General features: G+C 63.0%; 12 protein-coding genes. 6 read left to right on the top strand and 6 right to left on the bottom strand.

Going from position 1 to position 14,626, the window contains the following annotated elements:
• Nucleotides 1-384: 384 nt before the first annotated feature.
• Nucleotides 385-873 carry a bacterioferritin gene (bfr, locus tag FXN63_RS00825; protein WP_148811923.1) on the top strand — a complete coding sequence of 163 codons (489 nt, stop codon included), beginning with the start codon at nt 385-387 and terminating at the stop codon, nt 871-873.
• Between the two features lie 179 nt (nt 874-1,052).
• On the opposite strand, the gene FXN63_RS00820 is transcribed toward bfr, so the two are convergent.
• Nucleotides 1,053-1,916, bottom strand: coding sequence for a hypothetical protein (locus tag FXN63_RS00820; protein ID WP_148811920.1), 864 nt, complete (start codon nt 1,914-1,916; stop codon nt 1,053-1,055).
• Complete coding sequence (locus FXN63_RS00815; RefSeq protein WP_148811918.1) at nt 1,909-3,534, bottom strand: peptide chain release factor 3; 1,626 nt, start codon at nt 3,532-3,534, stop codon at nt 1,909-1,911. Before FXN63_RS00815 ends, FXN63_RS00820 begins: the two co-directional genes overlap by 8 nt.
• 465 nt (nt 3,535-3,999) lie before the next feature.
• Here FXN63_RS00815 and FXN63_RS00810 point away from each other — a divergent pair, with 465 nt between their 5' ends.
• Nucleotides 4,000-5,199 (top strand): acyl-CoA dehydrogenase family protein, encoded by a 1,200-nt coding sequence (locus tag FXN63_RS00810; RefSeq protein ID WP_148811916.1) that lies wholly within the window; start codon nt 4,000-4,002, stop codon nt 5,197-5,199.
• Between the two features lie 69 nt (nt 5,200-5,268).
• On the opposite strand, the gene FXN63_RS00805 is transcribed toward FXN63_RS00810, so the two are convergent.
• Nucleotides 5,269-5,901 (bottom strand): LysE family transporter, encoded by a 633-nt coding sequence (locus tag FXN63_RS00805; RefSeq protein WP_148818794.1) that lies wholly within the window; start codon nt 5,899-5,901, stop codon nt 5,269-5,271.
• Nucleotides 5,902-6,105: 204 nt separating this feature from the next.
• Between FXN63_RS00805 and FXN63_RS00800 the strand changes: the two genes are divergently transcribed.
• Together FXN63_RS00800 and FXN63_RS00795 are read left to right on the top strand one after the other, a co-directional pair.
• Nucleotides 6,106-7,473: an esterase-like activity of phytase family protein gene (locus FXN63_RS00800; RefSeq protein WP_148811914.1), complete on the top strand. Its 1,368-nt coding sequence runs from the start codon at nt 6,106-6,108 to the stop codon at nt 7,471-7,473.
• A gap of 130 nt (nt 7,474-7,603) precedes the next feature.
• Nucleotides 7,604-8,554 carry a TauD/TfdA dioxygenase family protein gene (locus FXN63_RS00795; protein WP_148811912.1) on the top strand — a complete coding sequence of 317 codons (951 nt, stop codon included), beginning with the start codon at nt 7,604-7,606 and terminating at the stop codon, nt 8,552-8,554.
• A gap of 51 nt (nt 8,555-8,605) precedes the next feature.
• On the opposite strand, the gene FXN63_RS00790 is transcribed toward FXN63_RS00795, so the two are convergent.
• Entirely contained in the window at nt 8,606-8,860 is a 255-nt protein-coding gene (locus tag FXN63_RS00790; protein ID WP_148811910.1) for a VF530 family protein, read from the bottom strand.
• 84 nt (nt 8,861-8,944) lie between these two features.
• Nucleotides 8,945-9,889 (bottom strand): 2-hydroxyacid dehydrogenase, encoded by a 945-nt coding sequence (locus FXN63_RS00785; RefSeq protein WP_148811909.1) that lies wholly within the window; start codon nt 9,887-9,889, stop codon nt 8,945-8,947.
• Nucleotides 9,890-10,078: 189 nt separating this feature from the next.
• Between FXN63_RS00785 and FXN63_RS00780 the strand changes: the two genes are divergently transcribed.
• On the top strand, nt 10,079-11,227 hold the full coding sequence (locus tag FXN63_RS00780; protein WP_187395052.1) for a serine hydrolase domain-containing protein: 1,149 nt from the start codon (nt 10,079-10,081) through the stop codon (nt 11,225-11,227).
• A 94-nt stretch (nt 11,228-11,321) separates the two neighbouring features.
• The gene (locus tag FXN63_RS00775; protein ID WP_148811905.1) at nt 11,322-12,743 is read left to right on the top strand and encodes a serine hydrolase domain-containing protein; all 1,422 of its coding nucleotides are present in this window, start codon (nt 11,322-11,324) and stop codon (nt 12,741-12,743) included.
• Nucleotides 12,744-12,869: 126 nt separating this feature from the next.
• On the opposite strand, the gene FXN63_RS00770 is transcribed toward FXN63_RS00775, so the two are convergent.
• Complete coding sequence (locus tag FXN63_RS00770) at nt 12,870-14,357, bottom strand: DEAD/DEAH box helicase (protein WP_148818792.1); 1,488 nt, start codon at nt 14,355-14,357, stop codon at nt 12,870-12,872.
• Nucleotides 14,358-14,626 lie beyond the last annotated feature (269 nt).

Below are 14,626 nucleotides of genomic sequence, written 5' to 3'. Positions count from 1 at the left end.
TTCACCAGATCATCGCGCGCGCCGCCTGAACGACGCCACGTCACCCGCCGCACCACCCGCAACACCCACATCACTCGGCAAGGTGCCTGCCTCGGCACCTGTCCCGGCGCGCTGAACACCCGCCGCAATCACCCGCGAATCTCGATGGTTTGCGCCGCTTGATTGCGTGGCACCATTCACCGATCTTCCGCACGCGCCAAACTGCACTTAATCCTCATTCAGCCCGGATTTTCCCGAGTCGAAAACCAGAGTCATTCTTGTTCAGCATCCAGCTATTTTTACCGCTCTGGATGACAGTTATCACATGACATCCGGGACGGTTTTTTCGGGTCTGCCAGTGATACTCTTCGGCCCTTGAGATTTTCGAATTTGCCGGGAGCCATCATGAAAGGCGACAAGACCGTTATCCAGTATCTGAACAAGCAGCTCACCAACGAGCTGACTGCCATCAATCAGTATTTCCTGCATGCACGGATGCTGAATCACTGGGGCTTCGACAAACTCGGCAAGCACGAATATGCCGAATCCATCGGCGAAATGAAGCACGCCGACAAGCTCATCGAACGCATCTTCATGCTCGATGGCCTGCCCAACCTGCAAGACCTGCACAAGCTGATGATCGGCGAAAACGTGCCGGAACTGCTGTCCTGTGACCTGCAGCTGGAAACCGCTGCCCAGGCCACCGTCAAGGAAGGCATCGCTTATTGCGAAAGCGTGCGCGACTACGTGTCCCGCGATCTGCTGCAAATGATTCTCGACGACACCGAAGAGCACATCGATTATCTGGAAACCCAGATCGGTCTGGTCGAACAGCTGGGCATCCAGAACTACCTGCAATTGCAGGTTGGTGACGGCGAAGGCGTCGGCCACTAAATCGGCAGTTGCCGCGGCAATCGCGGCACACGATGGCTGAATGCAAATCGGGCCGCGATCCACTCAGGTGGATCGCGGCCCGATTTATTTGTGCGGATAAATATTTTGCTGCTGGCGAACCCGGCACAGCATCGCTGCCGGATTCAATCACGCATCAGCCAGCGATACCCGGAAAACCTTTACGGACCACACTCGGCCACTGCACCCCAACCCTGGTTGGCTTCGCAGTAGTTGTTGCGGGCCTGCTGAATACAAGCATTGCGACCACTGCTTTGCGCTTCACAACGATCCAGTGCGATGCGCAGCACACGCTGCCATGCAGGCATGTTGGCACCTGCGGGCGGACGCGAACTGACCGACAGGCCCTGCGAGGGCGGCGGTGCGTCCGACACCGGCATGGGCTGGAAGCCACCTTGGTCGTTGTTGTCGCCTGCCGTCACCGGTACAACCTGCGCATACGCGCCAATTCGTGGGGTTGGCGACAGATCGGCCTGCGGCATCCAACCCGACGCCCCTGAACTCGGCAACGCCGCTGGACCACCCGGCGTGCCGGGTGCGGGGGTGGCCGAAGGCACGTAGGGCGCCGTCGAAATGTGCAGGCTGGGATCGTTCACCAAGCCAGCCACGGTTGCCGGCACACCGGGATTGACGGTGGTACCGGGCGGTGCAGACGGCACCGGAGCACCCGCTGCGCCAGCAGACACCACCGGAATGGGTTTGCTGGCATTGGCGACGCGGGGCGGTACACCACGGCTGCCATCCATACGCGGTTGTGGGGGTTCAGGCACGCCGTTGCCATTGGCCAGCGGCAGACTGCGGATATCGACCGGACCATTGGCCGCCGCTGCGGCCGCAGCAGATTGATCAACCGGCGCGCGCACCGCCAGCCATTGGCCGAAAACGATACCGCCTACCGCTGCGGCAATCGGGAAGATCGACAGCAGAAGCAGGAAACGAATGCGTTGCCACGCGGTCTTCCCCTTCTTTTTGGGGGGAGGCTCGCGTCGTTCCGCACGCAGGTTGTCAAAGTGTTGCTCAGGCAAAGGATTTGTCGCCTACACGTGTCTGGAATACCTGGCCACCGTGCTCGCGAAGGGCATGGAACTGCACCTTGGGGTACATCTCCTGCGCCACGCGAAGCTGGGCCGACGATGAAATCAAGAAGGCCGGCGCGTCGACGACGTCATGCGCGATGTGCTGTGCGTTGGCATCCATGAATTTTTTCAAATCCTTGGGATCTTCTGCCGTAATCCATCGCGCCATCGAATAACGCGACGACATCATCCGAGCTTGTACGCCATATTCGGACTTGAGGCGATGCGCGACCACTTCAAATTGCAACTGGCCGACCGCCCCCAGCAGCATCGCGCCACCGGCGTCGGGACGGAAGACCTGGATCGCGCCTTCCTCTCCCAATTGATTCAGACCAATGCGCAGCTGCTTGGTTCGCAAAGGGTCGGCAACTTCCACCGCTTGAAACAATTCGGGTGCAAAGAATGGCAAACCGGTGAACTGCAGTGCCTCGCCTTCGGTCAGCACGTCGCCCAAATGCAACACCCCGTGATTGGGGATGCCGATCACGTCGCCTGCGTAGGCGTCGTCCAGCAATTCGCGTCGCTGCGACAGGAAGGACACCACGTTGTTCGGGCGGATTTCCTTGCCGCTGCGCGCCACTTTCAGACGCATGCCGCGCTCGAAGTGGCCCGAGCACACGCGCACAAAGGCCACGCGGTCACGGTGCGACGGGTCCATATTGGCCTGGACCTTGAACACCACGCCGCTGAACTTGGTTTCGTCAGGCTTGACCTCGCGCTGCAGCGCGTGACGCGAGCCAGGCTGCGGTGCCAGGTCGACCAGGGCGTCCAGCACTTCCTGCACGCCGAAGTTGTTGATCGCGGAACCGAAGAACACCGGAGTCTGCTTGCCCGCCAGGAAGGCCTCGCGGTCGAAAGGCTGCGACGCATCGGCCAGCAGTTCCATTTCGCCGGTGGCACGCTCGAAGCTGTCGCCAAAACGCTGGACGATTTCCGGGTTGTCGATGCCTTCGATGATGTCGTCACTGTCTGCGCCGACACGGTCGGCACCCGAGCGGAACACGCGCATGCGGTCGCGGCGGATGTCGAACACGCCACCGAAGGAACGGCCCATGCCGACTGGCCACGAGAACGGTACGGCGTCCATGCCCAGGTGCTGTTCCAGCTCGGCCAGCAGGTCGAGCGGCTCACGCACTTCACGGTCCATCTTGTTGATGAAGGTGATGATGGGCGTGTTGCGCGCGCGGCAGACCTGCAGCAGGCGAATGGTTTGCGGTTCCACGCCGTTGGCGGCGTCGATCACCATCAGCGCCGCGTCCACTGCGGTCAGCACCCGGTAGGTGTCTTCCGAGAAGTCCTGGTGGCCCGGGGTGTCGAGCAGGTTGATGACGCAGTCGCGGTATTCCATCTGCATCACCGAGGACGCGACCGAAATACCACGCTGCTTTTCAATCTCCATCCAGTCCGACGAGGCATGGCGTGAGGCCTTGCGGGCCTTGACGCTACCGGCGATCTGAATCGCGCCTGCGAAAAGCAGCAGCTTTTCGGTAAGCGTGGTTTTGCCCGCGTCGGGGTGGGAGATGATGGCGAAGGTGCGTCGCCGGGCGACTTCGTTGAGGAGGCTCATTTGGCGGGCATTTTAACCTGCCCGGCCGTCGAGCACGGCAGCGGTTCACTTCACGACCGCCAGATGGCCGTCAGATGTGGCGCATAAGTCGCACCGGCCGAGAAAGCACCTTATCCAGACCGGTTTCCCTGCAGCTATCCACAGTTTGCACACCGGCTATTCACAGTGTCATCCACAGAGTCGTCCACAGCCTTGCCAGGGAGGCACACAGACTTATCCCGAATTGCGCACAGGCTGCCCCCAGCTTGTCCACAGACTTATCCTCAAGCACGAGCATCGATGGGGGCGGGTTTTACGCACCACACACGCTGCCGGCGCGGGCGCGAAACGGCGGAGCAAAGCGAAGCCGTCTCCCATAAGGATATGGAAAATCGATGGTTGGCAGTGCCGATCGGCAACGGTGCAATACGGGTGGCGTGACCGCAGAACCACGCCAATACTTTCTTTCATAAAGACCCCGTTGCCATGCCCGCCACCCCGTCAGACAAGCAGCTCGCCGACCGCTTCCACCCCGTTTTCGACCGCATTGCCGACAGCGCCGTGCAGCGCGAGCAAGACGACACGCGTCCGTTCGAGGCCGTGCAATGGCTGCGCGAGGCAGGCTTCGGCACCTTGCGTGTGCCGGTGCAGCACGGCGGCCTGGGCGCAAGCTTCGAGCAGTTGTTCCGCCTGCTGATCGAACTGGGCGAGGCCGATTCCAACCTGCCGCAGATACTCCGCGCGCACTTCGCGTCGGTGGAACGGCTGCGCAGCATCTATCGATCCGACGCCGTGCCCGGCTGGTTCCAGCGGATCACGCAGGGCGCATTGGTCGGCAGTGGCGTGACCGAACCGGGCAATGTGCCTAACGGCGATATCCAGACGCGCCTGCATCAGCGTGGCGACGCCTGGGTCATCAATGGGGTGAAGTCCTACAGCACGGGCAGTTTGTATGCCGACTGGATCAATGTGCTGGCCAAGCGGGAAGACGGCGAGACCGTGAACGTACTGGTTGACGTCAAAGCCCCGGGCGTCGAGCGCGCGGACGACTGGCTGGGCTTTGGCCAGCGGCAGACGGGATCGGGCACCACCCGCCTGGTGGATGTGCCGGTGGCAGACGCCGACGTGTTCCTGCCACGCCTGGGCGACGCGACCTACATACCGGCGTTTGTGCAGACCATTCACCTGGCGACCCTGGCCGGCATTGGCCGCGCGGTGGTGCGCGACGCGGCAGGTTTTGTGCGGGCGCGCACGCGCAGCTACAGCCACGGCAGCGGCACGCTGCCGCGCCACGACACCGCCGTGCAACAAGTGATCGGCCAGTTGGCCAGCACCTCGTTTGCCACCGATGCCACGGTGCTGGCGGTGGCACGCGCACTGGATCGCCTGGAAGCGCTGGCGCAGGCAGGCGATGCCGGAGACGAAGACTATCTGGACATCGAGTTGCTGGCGTCCAAGGCCCAGGTGGCCGTGGTGGACATCGTGCTGCCCGCCACCACACGATTGTTCGAAGTGGGCGGCGCATCGGCACTGGACCGACGCCACCAGTTCGACCGCCACTGGCGCAATGCCCGCACCCTGGCCTCGCACAACCCGGTCATCTACAAGGAACGGGCGATTGGGGCGAGTGTGCTCAATGGCGAGCGGCCGGTGTTTTCATGGTCGGTGGGAACACCCACGCTTTGAAGGCGGTAGCGGGACGGCACTTGTCAGCCCTGCCCGCCGCAGATACTCACACGATCACGTGGACCCTGCTTACACCACCGCGCGTTTGAACGTCGCCAGCCACGCACCCGCCGCCATGAACAGGCCGCCGAAGGTGCGGTTGATGCCACGGATCTGACGCGGCGTGCGCAGCAGGCGCAGCACCCGCGATGCCAGAATCGTGTAGAAGCCCATCACCACGGCGTCGGTGAATGCCAGCGTGACACCGATGATCAGGTACTGCGGGGCCAGCGGTGCGGCCGGGTTCAGGAACTGCGGCACCACAGCCAGCAGGAACACCGTGCCCTTGGGGTTGCTGGCATTGACCAGGCAACCCTTCGCAATCAGCTGCCACCGGCTTTCGTTGACGACACCGTCGGCATTTAACTGCACCGGGCTGGCCTCGGCCCGCCACTGCTTGATACCCAGCCAGATCAGGTACAGCGCCCCGGCCCACTTGACCACCGTGAAGGCGGTGGCCGACGCAGCCAGCAAGGCACCCACCCCCAGGCCGACCACGGTGACCTGGAATGCAATGCCGATCACCAGACCAACCGTCGTCCAGTAACCGTGGGCAGCACCGTAGCGCAGCCCCGACGACATGGCGCAGATGGCACCCGCGCCCGGCGAAAACGAAATGGCCCACGAAGCAAGGGTGAACGTAAGCCAGGTAGTGAGCGTCATGGTGCAGGCACGGGCAAAAGGGAAGCCGATCATTATGCGCGCCGGCGCAGCCGCCCGCCATGCAACATTGCGGCTTCCGAGCAACGCCAGCCAGACAATGTGGCGCAAGTTGGTGGACGCACACTTTCCAGAATGGACAGAGCCGGTCACGGTCATGTCACATGCCGATTGCATCGTGGCGGCTTCCCGTCTGTGCAACGAGCCATGAACCACTCTCTGTCCGCCCTCGCCGCCACCCTTGCCTTCGCGCTTGCTTCTGCCGCCCTGCCGGTCCACGCGCAGAACACCGCACCGGAATTTCCCGCCACCTTGAGCGGTCATGCCGTGTTGCCAGCAGCCTCGTTTGTCGCCACGCCCAAAGACGCCCCGTCCGACATGGCGCTCAGCGGCAAATTCACCACCGGCAGCCGGGTCAACAAAGTCGGCACGGTCGAAGGTCTGTCGGGCGGACGCCCCACCGGCATGTCGCTGCCCTTCAAAGGTCAGCCGCAGCAAGGACATTCCGGCATCAAACACATGGCCGATGGCAGCTACTGGATCCTGACCGACAACGGCGCAGGCTCGAAAGCCAATTCGCCCGACTTCATGCTGTACCTGAACCACTACCAGGTCGATTTCAAGACCGGCAAGTTCAACCGCAAGAACACCGTCTTCCTGCACGACCCGGACCAGAAAGTGCCGTTTCGCATCGTCAATGAAAGCTCGACCAAGCGTTACCTGACCGGTGCGGACTTCGACCCGGAGAGCTTCCAGTTCGCGGGCGGTTTCCTGTGGATCGGTGACGAGTTCGGCCCCTATCTGATCAAGGCCACCCTGGACGGCAAAGTGCTGGCGGTCTACGACACGCTGGTCGATGGCAAGGTCGTGAAGTCGCCGGACAATCCGTCGGTGACCACCCCGGCCGCACCGGGTGGCGCAGTCGTGTTCCAGACCAAGCGCTCGAAGGGCTTCGAAGGCATGGCGGCATCCAAGGATGGCAGCAAACTGTATGCGCTGCTGGAAGGCCCGGTGTGGAATGCCGAGGCCAAGGATTTCGAGAAGATCGACGGCAAGGAAGCGCTGCGCGTGCTGGAATTCGACGTGGCCACAAGCAAATGGACCGGCCGCCATTGGATGTACCCGCTGGAACAATCGGGTTACGCGATTGGCGACTTCAACATGATCGACGGCACCACTGGCCTGATCATCGAACGCGACAACAGCGAAGGGTCTGCCGACCAGGCCTGCCCCGCTGGTGAAAAGCGCAAGGACTGCTTCGACGACATCGCCAAATTCAAGCGTGTCTACAAGGTGGAGATGACCGACGCCAACGTGGGTGGCCCGTTGCGCAAGATCGGCTACATCGACTTGCTGAAGATCGCCGACCCGCAGAAGCTCGCGCGCAAGCCGCTGCACGACGGCGTATTGCGTTTCCCGTTCTTCACCATCGAGAACGTGGACGTGGTCGATGCCACGCACATCGTGGTCGGCAACGACAACAACCTGCCGTTCTCCAGCAGCCGTGGACCTAACCTGGTGGACGACAATGAACTGGTGCTGCTGGAAGTCGGTGATTTCCTGAAGGCGAAGTAAGGCAAGTCGGCTGGCGCGGCGGATTTGCAAAGCAGAATTGGGTATTGGACGCAGTGCGCGCAGCGCTCACAGAATCTGTCGGTCATTCGCGGCATCTCCGGTCCGCGATCTCTGCAGAAAGGAGCGCCGCATGAGCGCACTGCCATCGACCCTTGCCCGGCTCGACCTTGATTCCGTTCGCGTCACCCCCTTGTCGGTTCACATCGGCGCACAGATCGACGGGGTGGACCTCACGCATCAGCTCAGTCCCATGGCAGTCGCCGCCATCCGCGAGGCATTGCTGAAGTGGAAGGTGGTGTTCTTTCGTGATCAGCACCTGACACACGCGCAGCAAGTGGCCTTCGGGCGTCAGTTCGGAGAACTGACCGTCGGTCATCCGGTGTTCGGTTATGTGGAAGGTCACCCCGAGGTGTATTCAGTAGGCCGCGACCGCCTGAAGTCACGCTTCAATGGCGACAAGCTGGTGCGCCCGTGGACCGGCTGGCACGCTGACGTCACGGCGGCGGTCAATCCGCCTTTCGCGTCCATCTTGCGTGGCGTGACCATTCCGCCATTTGGCGGCGACACGCAATGGACCAATCTAGTGGCGGCTTACAACGGCTTGTCGGACACGCTGAAAGCCTTCGTGGACACCTTGCGCGGTGAACATCGCTTCTCGCCGCCGGAAGGCGCAAGTGCCAGTGCGTCATTCACCGACAAGGTGAAAACCCGCCCGCTGGTCAGCGAGCATCCCCTGGTGCGCGTCCACCCGGAAACCGGCGAACGCGCGCTCTACAGCAGCCCATCGTTTCTGAAGCGCATCATCGGCCTGACGCCGCGCGAAAGCGAGCAACTGCTGGCCTTGCTGTTCGAGCATTCGATCCGCCCGGAATACACCGTGCGCTTCAAATGGGAAGCAGGCTCGATTGCCTTCTGGGACAACCGCAGCACGGCGCATCTGGCTCCGGTGGATATCTTCGATACCGACTTCGATCGCCAGTTGTATCGCATCACGCTGGTAGGTGACGTGCCCGTGGGGCCAGACGGCCGAGCGTCGGTCGCCATCGAGGGTGAACCGGTGCTTGCGCACAGCGTGGAATAACGGGGCAGCAGGGGCAAATGCGCACGCTGCGCACATGCCCCGTGGCCGCATTCAAACGCCCTTGCGGGCCTTGTCACGCAGCATGAACAGATAAAGGCTTTCCACCTTTTCACGTGCCCACGGCGTCCTGCGCAGAAACTTCAGGCTGGACTTGATGCTGGGGTCGTGGGTGAAGCAGCGTATCTCGATGCGCTGACCAAGTTCGTCCCAGCCGTAGTGATCGGCAAGCGCCGTCACGATCTGTTCGAGCGTGAGCCCGTGCAAGGGGTTTTTCGGTTGAATGGCAGGCGACGTGGAATCAGGCATGGCGATATTTTGAATGAAAACCGGGGCCTGTTCACGATCTGCTGAGCATCGTGAGCTGGCCCCGGCTGTGGGCACGACTCAGGCTCAGGCGGCTTCAAGCACCGAATGCGTGACTTGCTCACCGGCAAAGAAGCGGCGGCCGTTTTCCACGAAGCGCGCATCCGCAGCCGCGAAGGCTTCCGGCGACAGGCCGGCCACGTGCGGGGCAATCACCAGGTTCGGGCAGGCCAGCAGCTCGGTCGGCGGTGCGGGTTCGGTCTCGTAGACATCCAGGCCGGCACCGGCGATTACGCCACGATGCAAGGCATCGGCCAGCGCGGCGGAATCGACCAGGCTGCCGCGTGCAATGTTCACCAGGTAGCCCTTGCTGCCCAATTCCTGCAGCACGGTCGCGTCGATCAGGTGGAAGGTTTCCGCGCCACCCGGTGCCGCGATGATCAGATAATCGGCCCAGCTGGCCAGCGCGTGGATGTTGTCGAAGTACTGGTAGTCCACGTCGGTACGCTGGCGACGGTTGCAGTAGGCGATCTGCAGGTCGAAGCCCGCTGCACGCTTGGCAACTTCGCGGCCGATTTCGCCCAGGCCCAGGATGCCCAGCTTCTTGCCGGAAAAATTCGGCAGCAGCGGCAGCACTTCACGGAACAGGCCGTCGCGCACGGCCTGATCGTACTCAGGCACCTTGCGCACCGTACCCAGCAACAGCGCGAATACCTGGTCGGCGACGCAGGCGGCATTGGTGCCGCCGCCATTGGTGACCTCGATGCCACGGGCCTTCGCGGCCTTCACATCGATCTTCTCGTAGCCTGCGCCAATAGCCGACACGAATTCCAGCGCCGGCAAGGCGTCGATCTCGGCAGCTGTCAGGCCGACCGCGCCGTTGGTGACCACGGCGCGAATGCGCGCGCCTTCGGTCTCGATCATCGACTTGCGGCGTGCCGCATCGGGCGCGTACAGGATGTCGAACACGGCTTCGATCAAAGCCTGGCGATCATCGGTCATGTGGATCAGGACGAGAAGCAGCGGTTTCATGGCGCGAGCAAGAAGCTGTTGGTGGAAACCCGCTAGTGTGAGCGTTTGGTGGGCGTTTGTCGCGGGTTCCGCACAACATCCGCACACCGGTTCATTCCGACCGTCAGCAGCGTCGATCCGATCAGCGGTACACGCATGACTGCCACGCACAGATTGACCGTGGTAGAACCAAGGCAGGAGGACGTGGCGATGAGACTGGCGCTGGTGTCGATCTGCTTATTGTGGGCTGGCTTGGTGGGCAATGCCGTCGCAATGGACGACAGCGGGCTGGCCCAGCAGCTGGTTCGCGGCCTGAATGGCGACGTGAATGGTGGCTTGAATGGCAAGCGCGCAGACACGTGCCTGGCCGTTGCGGTGGTCGACCGCGCCCAGGTTGCGCATACCTATTGGTGCGGCAGCGGCAGGCAAGACACCCGCATCAACGACCACACGGCCTTCGAGATCGGGTCGATCAGCAAGACCATGACGGCGGCGCTGCTGGCCGACCTGATCAATCAGGGCAAGGCCTCGCTCGATGACCCGCTGTCAGCCTATCTGCCGCCCGGCACGCCGGTGCCTGCCTTTCAGGGACAGGCAATTCGCCTGCGTCACCTGGTCACCCACTTCTCGGGATTGCCTGCGCAGGCCACCCGCATGGCTCCGGCAGATCCGCGCAACCCCTACGCCGACATCGATGAACGTGTGCTGCTTGCGTCGCTGGCCGACGTGCGCTTGACGTCTCCCCCGGGCACGCGCTTCGAATATTCCACGCTTGGCTACATGCTGCTGTCCTATGCGGTGGCGCACCGCGCCGGCACGGACTTCGAAACCCTGGCCCGCAAGCGCCTGTTCACACCGATCGGCATGCGCAACGCCTACGTGACCCAGGCCCCTGCCGGTATCCACAAAGCCGCAGGCCACAACGAGGGGCGTGCGATTCCGGAATGGACATTCCCGACGGACTTGTCTGGCACTGGCGGCGTACGCGCCACCTTGCCCGACATGGTTCGTTATCTGCAAGCGCAGCTGGGTCAGATAGACAGTGCAATCGGCTCGGCGCTGACCCTCAGCCAGCAGCGCCTGGCCATCGAGCCGGATGTTGGCATGGGATGGTTTCTGATCCAGGCACGGGGCCGGGTAGTGCATACCCACGATGGCGGCACCGGGGGCTTTTCGTCGGTGATGCTGTTCGACCGGAACGCGCAGCGGGGCGTGGTGATTTTGTCCGACACGGCATGGACACCGCAGATCGGCATTACCGAACTGGGCTTGCATCTGCTTGATCTGGGGCCGGCACCGGGACGGTCGCAAGACGCACCGCGCGTCGTGACACCGTGGGTGCGAAAGCTGCCGCTGTGACAACTTCCACATCGCGTTACGCGTGTTCGCGGGTTTGACACCTGCAAGACCATCCTCGCGGTTAGACTCGCCGCTTCATTTCACGAGTCATGCCATGCCCACTGCCTTGTCCCGCCGTCGATCCACCCGACACGCAGCCCGCCTTGCTGCACTGGCGCTGCTGCTCGGCGTGACACAGGCACCCTTGGCACAGACCCAGGCTGCGTCCCAACTCGCAGACGACGCCGCACTGGCCCGCACCGTGGCGCAACGCGTCACGGGCGACCGTTCCGGGGCATGCCTGGCGGTTGCCGTGGTACGCGCAGAGACGGTCAAGACCGCGCATGTGTGCGCCGATCCCACCCAGGTGTCGCGCATCACGGGACGCAAGGCATTCGAGATCGGATCGGTCAGCAAGACCATGACAGCGGCATTGCTGGCAACCGAATTGGAGGCCGGCCGCCTGACCCTGGACACGCCGCTGGCAGCACTGCTGCCTGCTGATACGGTCGTGCCCCAGTTTCAGGACAAACCGATCCGTCTGCAAGATGTGGTCACGCATCGCAGCGGCCTGCCCGCCCTGCCATCGCGCATGCCGCATGCCAATCCGTTCGACCCCTACGCCACGCTGGACACGCAGGCCTTGCTGGGTTCATTGGCCGACGTCAAGCTGACGGCAGCACCGGGCACCGAGTTCCTGTATTCGAATTTTGCGTCGATGGTCTTGTCGTGGGGACTGGCCCATCACACCAAACAAGCGTTCCCGCAATTGCTGCAGGAACGTCTGCTGACGCCACTGAACATGGCCGACACCTTCGTGGGCGCACCGCCCCCGGGCGTCACCAGCGTGGCGGGCCATGAATCCACCAGCCAATCCGCCATGCCCTGGAATTTTGCAGACGACATGGCCGGCGTGGGTGGCGTGCGCTCGACCCTGGACGACATGGTTCGTTATGTACGCGGCCAACTGGGCGATGGTCCACCCGAGCTGACAGCGGCGCTGACACGCACTCAACAGCCATTGACCACCACGGCCCCGCCCATGGGCATGAACTGGATGATCGCCCAAGTGGGCGCACACACTGTGCAGGCACACGAAGGCGCAACCGGCGGCTTTTCGTCCTTTGTCGGCCTGGACCGCCAGCAAGGCGTGGGCGTGGTGATTCTGTCGGACACCAGCTGGGTCAATCTGGGTGGCGTCAGCCCGCTGGGCCTGCATCTGTTGGCACCGGACGCAGTTGCGCTGGACAAGCCGCGACGCGTGGTCGATACACCTGCCGAGATGCTGGAATCGCTGCCCGGCAGCTATGTGATGGATGGCGGACTGATCGTCACCATCGTCCGACAAGGCAAGCAGCTGGCCATACAGGCCGCCAATCAACCCGCTTTTGTGCTGGGCTATGACGACGCCGGTGACTTCTACCCGCTGGGCTTCGATGCACGGCTGGACCCGGAATCCACCAATGGCCGCCAGGGCTTTGTGTGGCATCAGGGCGGTGCTGCATTGGCGGTGCGCCGGGTCGACACCCCGCAATAAAGACGAGCACGACAGAACGTCCAGACGTGACAAGACCAGCCGACTGACATCGCCGGCTGGATCTATCGCGTGAAACTCGCCCGGATCATCAGATAACGCTGCAAGGCAGCGTTATCTGATCGATGCTCAGCCCTGCGACTTGAGCGAGAACAGCGCGGCGCGCTGCTCAGGACGGCCGGCGATACCACCACGCGGCTCTGCGCCACGCGACGAGGTATTGGCGGAACGTGCCGGATTGCCGCTACGGCCATGGCCTTCGCCAGACGCGTTGCCGCGGCCGCCGTTGCCACTGTTGCCACGCGACGCGGGTGCACCGTCACGCGCGCCACGACCGTCATTGCGACCGTCATTGCGACCACCGCGCGACGCGTCACCACGTCCCGACCCGGCACTGCGCGGCGCATCGCCACGCGGCGCGCTGCGACCGGCATTTCCACCGCCCGCGTTACCGCCACGGCCCGGACCGCGCGGCTGGCGCGGCGGACGCTCGTCGCTGTCTTCGGCCGTCTTGGGGCGAACGGTGAAGGCAGGCAGCGGCACTTGCTCGATCTGGCGCTTGATCAGCTTTTCGATGCCCTTCAGCAGCTTCACTTCTTCGCCTTCGACCAGCGACACGGCAGCGCCCGACGAGCCTGCACGGCCAGTACGGCCGATACGGTGCACATAGTCTTCCGGCACATTCGGCAGCTCGAAGTTCACCACTTGCGGCAGCTGGTCGATGTCCAGACCGCGGGCAGCGATGTCGGTCGCCACCAGCACGCGCACGGTGTTTTCCTTGAAGCCGGCCAGCGCCTTGGTGCGCGCCGCCTGGCTCTTGTTGCCGTGGATCGCGGCGGCGCTGATACCGTCCTTCTGCAGCTTTTCAGCCAGACGATTGGCACCGTGCTTGGTGCGCGTGAACACCAGCACCTGATGCCATTCGTGGGTGCGAATCAAGTGCGCCAGCAGATCGCGCTTCTGATCCTTGTGGACCATGTACACGGTTTGCTGCACGAGTTCGGTGGTGGTGTTGCGACGCGCCACCGACACTTCGCCCGGGTTGTTCAGCACAGTCTTGGCCAGCGTGCGGATTTCATCCGAGAAGGTGGCCGAATACAGCAGAGTCTGGCGTTGCTTGGGCAACAGGGCCAGCACCTTGCGGATGTCGCGGATGAAGCCCATGTCCAACATGCGGTCGGCTTCGTCCAGCACCAGGATTTCCACGCCGGACAAGTCCAGCGTCTTCTGGCCCACGTGGTCCAGCAGGCGGCCGGGTGTGGCCACCAGAATATCGACATTCTTGCGCAGCGCGTTGATCTGCGGGTTGATGTTCACCCCGCCGAACATCACCATCGACTTCAGCTTCAGGTACTTGCCGTAGGTCTGCACCGACTCTTCGACCTGCGCGGTCAACTCACGCGTCGGGGTCATGATCAGGCAGCGCGGGCGGCCGGGCTTTTGCAGCGCCAGCGGCTTTTCCGACAGCAATTGCAGAATCGGCAGCGTGAAACCTGCGGTCTTGCCGGTGCCGGTCTGGGCAGCGGCCAGCAGGTCGCCGCCCTTGAGTACTTGCGGAATGGCTTGCGACTGGATCGGCGTGGGCTGGGTATAGCCGGCTTCGGCAATCGCGCGCAGCAGAGAATCTGTCAGCCCAAGGCTGGCAAAGAGGTTTTCGGGAACAGTCAAGACAACTCCAGCGACGGCCTGCCGCGCAAAATGTTGCGCGACACCAATCGAGGCTGACGAGTTAGGGGGAATAAGGTGAGAGCCGCTCGCGACTGCCTGCCGCCGTAACGGGGGCCGCGTAAAGGGGGGCTCGTGCGTGGATTGGTGCAACGCACTGTGCGGGGATTGTAGCGGGTTGTGGGATGCAGATGCCCGAGGCGGGGCAAGATTCGCCCCGC

This window comes from Pigmentiphaga aceris, from assembly GCF_008119665.1.
Classification (GTDB): domain Bacteria; phylum Pseudomonadota; class Gammaproteobacteria; order Burkholderiales; family Burkholderiaceae_B; genus Pigmentiphaga; species Pigmentiphaga aceris.
The sequence above is the reverse complement of the archived record's forward strand: the minus strand, read 5'-3'. Positions and strand labels throughout refer to the sequence as shown.

Coding starts and splice junctions, on each gene's coding strand:
- bfr (WP_148811923.1), top strand. CDS start 385: ATGAAAGGCGACAAGACCGTTATCCAGTATCTGAACAAGCAGCTCACC.
- FXN63_RS00815 (WP_148811918.1), bottom strand. CDS start 3,534: ATGAGCCTCCTCAACGAAGTCGCCCGGCGACGCACCTTCGCCATCATC.
- FXN63_RS00810 (WP_148811916.1), top strand. CDS start 4,000: ATGCCCGCCACCCCGTCAGACAAGCAGCTCGCCGACCGCTTCCACCCC.
- FXN63_RS00805 (WP_148818794.1), bottom strand. CDS start 5,901: ATGACGCTCACTACCTGGCTTACGTTCACCCTTGCTTCGTGGGCCATT.
- FXN63_RS00800 (WP_148811914.1), top strand. CDS start 6,106: ATGAACCACTCTCTGTCCGCCCTCGCCGCCACCCTTGCCTTCGCGCTT.
- FXN63_RS00795 (WP_148811912.1), top strand. CDS start 7,604: ATGAGCGCACTGCCATCGACCCTTGCCCGGCTCGACCTTGATTCCGTT.
- FXN63_RS00790 (WP_148811910.1), bottom strand. CDS start 8,860: ATGCCTGATTCCACGTCGCCTGCCATTCAACCGAAAAACCCCTTGCAC.
- FXN63_RS00785 (WP_148811909.1), bottom strand. CDS start 9,889: ATGAAACCGCTGCTTCTCGTCCTGATCCACATGACCGATGATCGCCAG.
- FXN63_RS00780 (WP_187395052.1), top strand. CDS start 10,079: ATGAGACTGGCGCTGGTGTCGATCTGCTTATTGTGGGCTGGCTTGGTG.
- FXN63_RS00775 (WP_148811905.1), top strand. CDS start 11,322: ATGCCCACTGCCTTGTCCCGCCGTCGATCCACCCGACACGCAGCCCGC.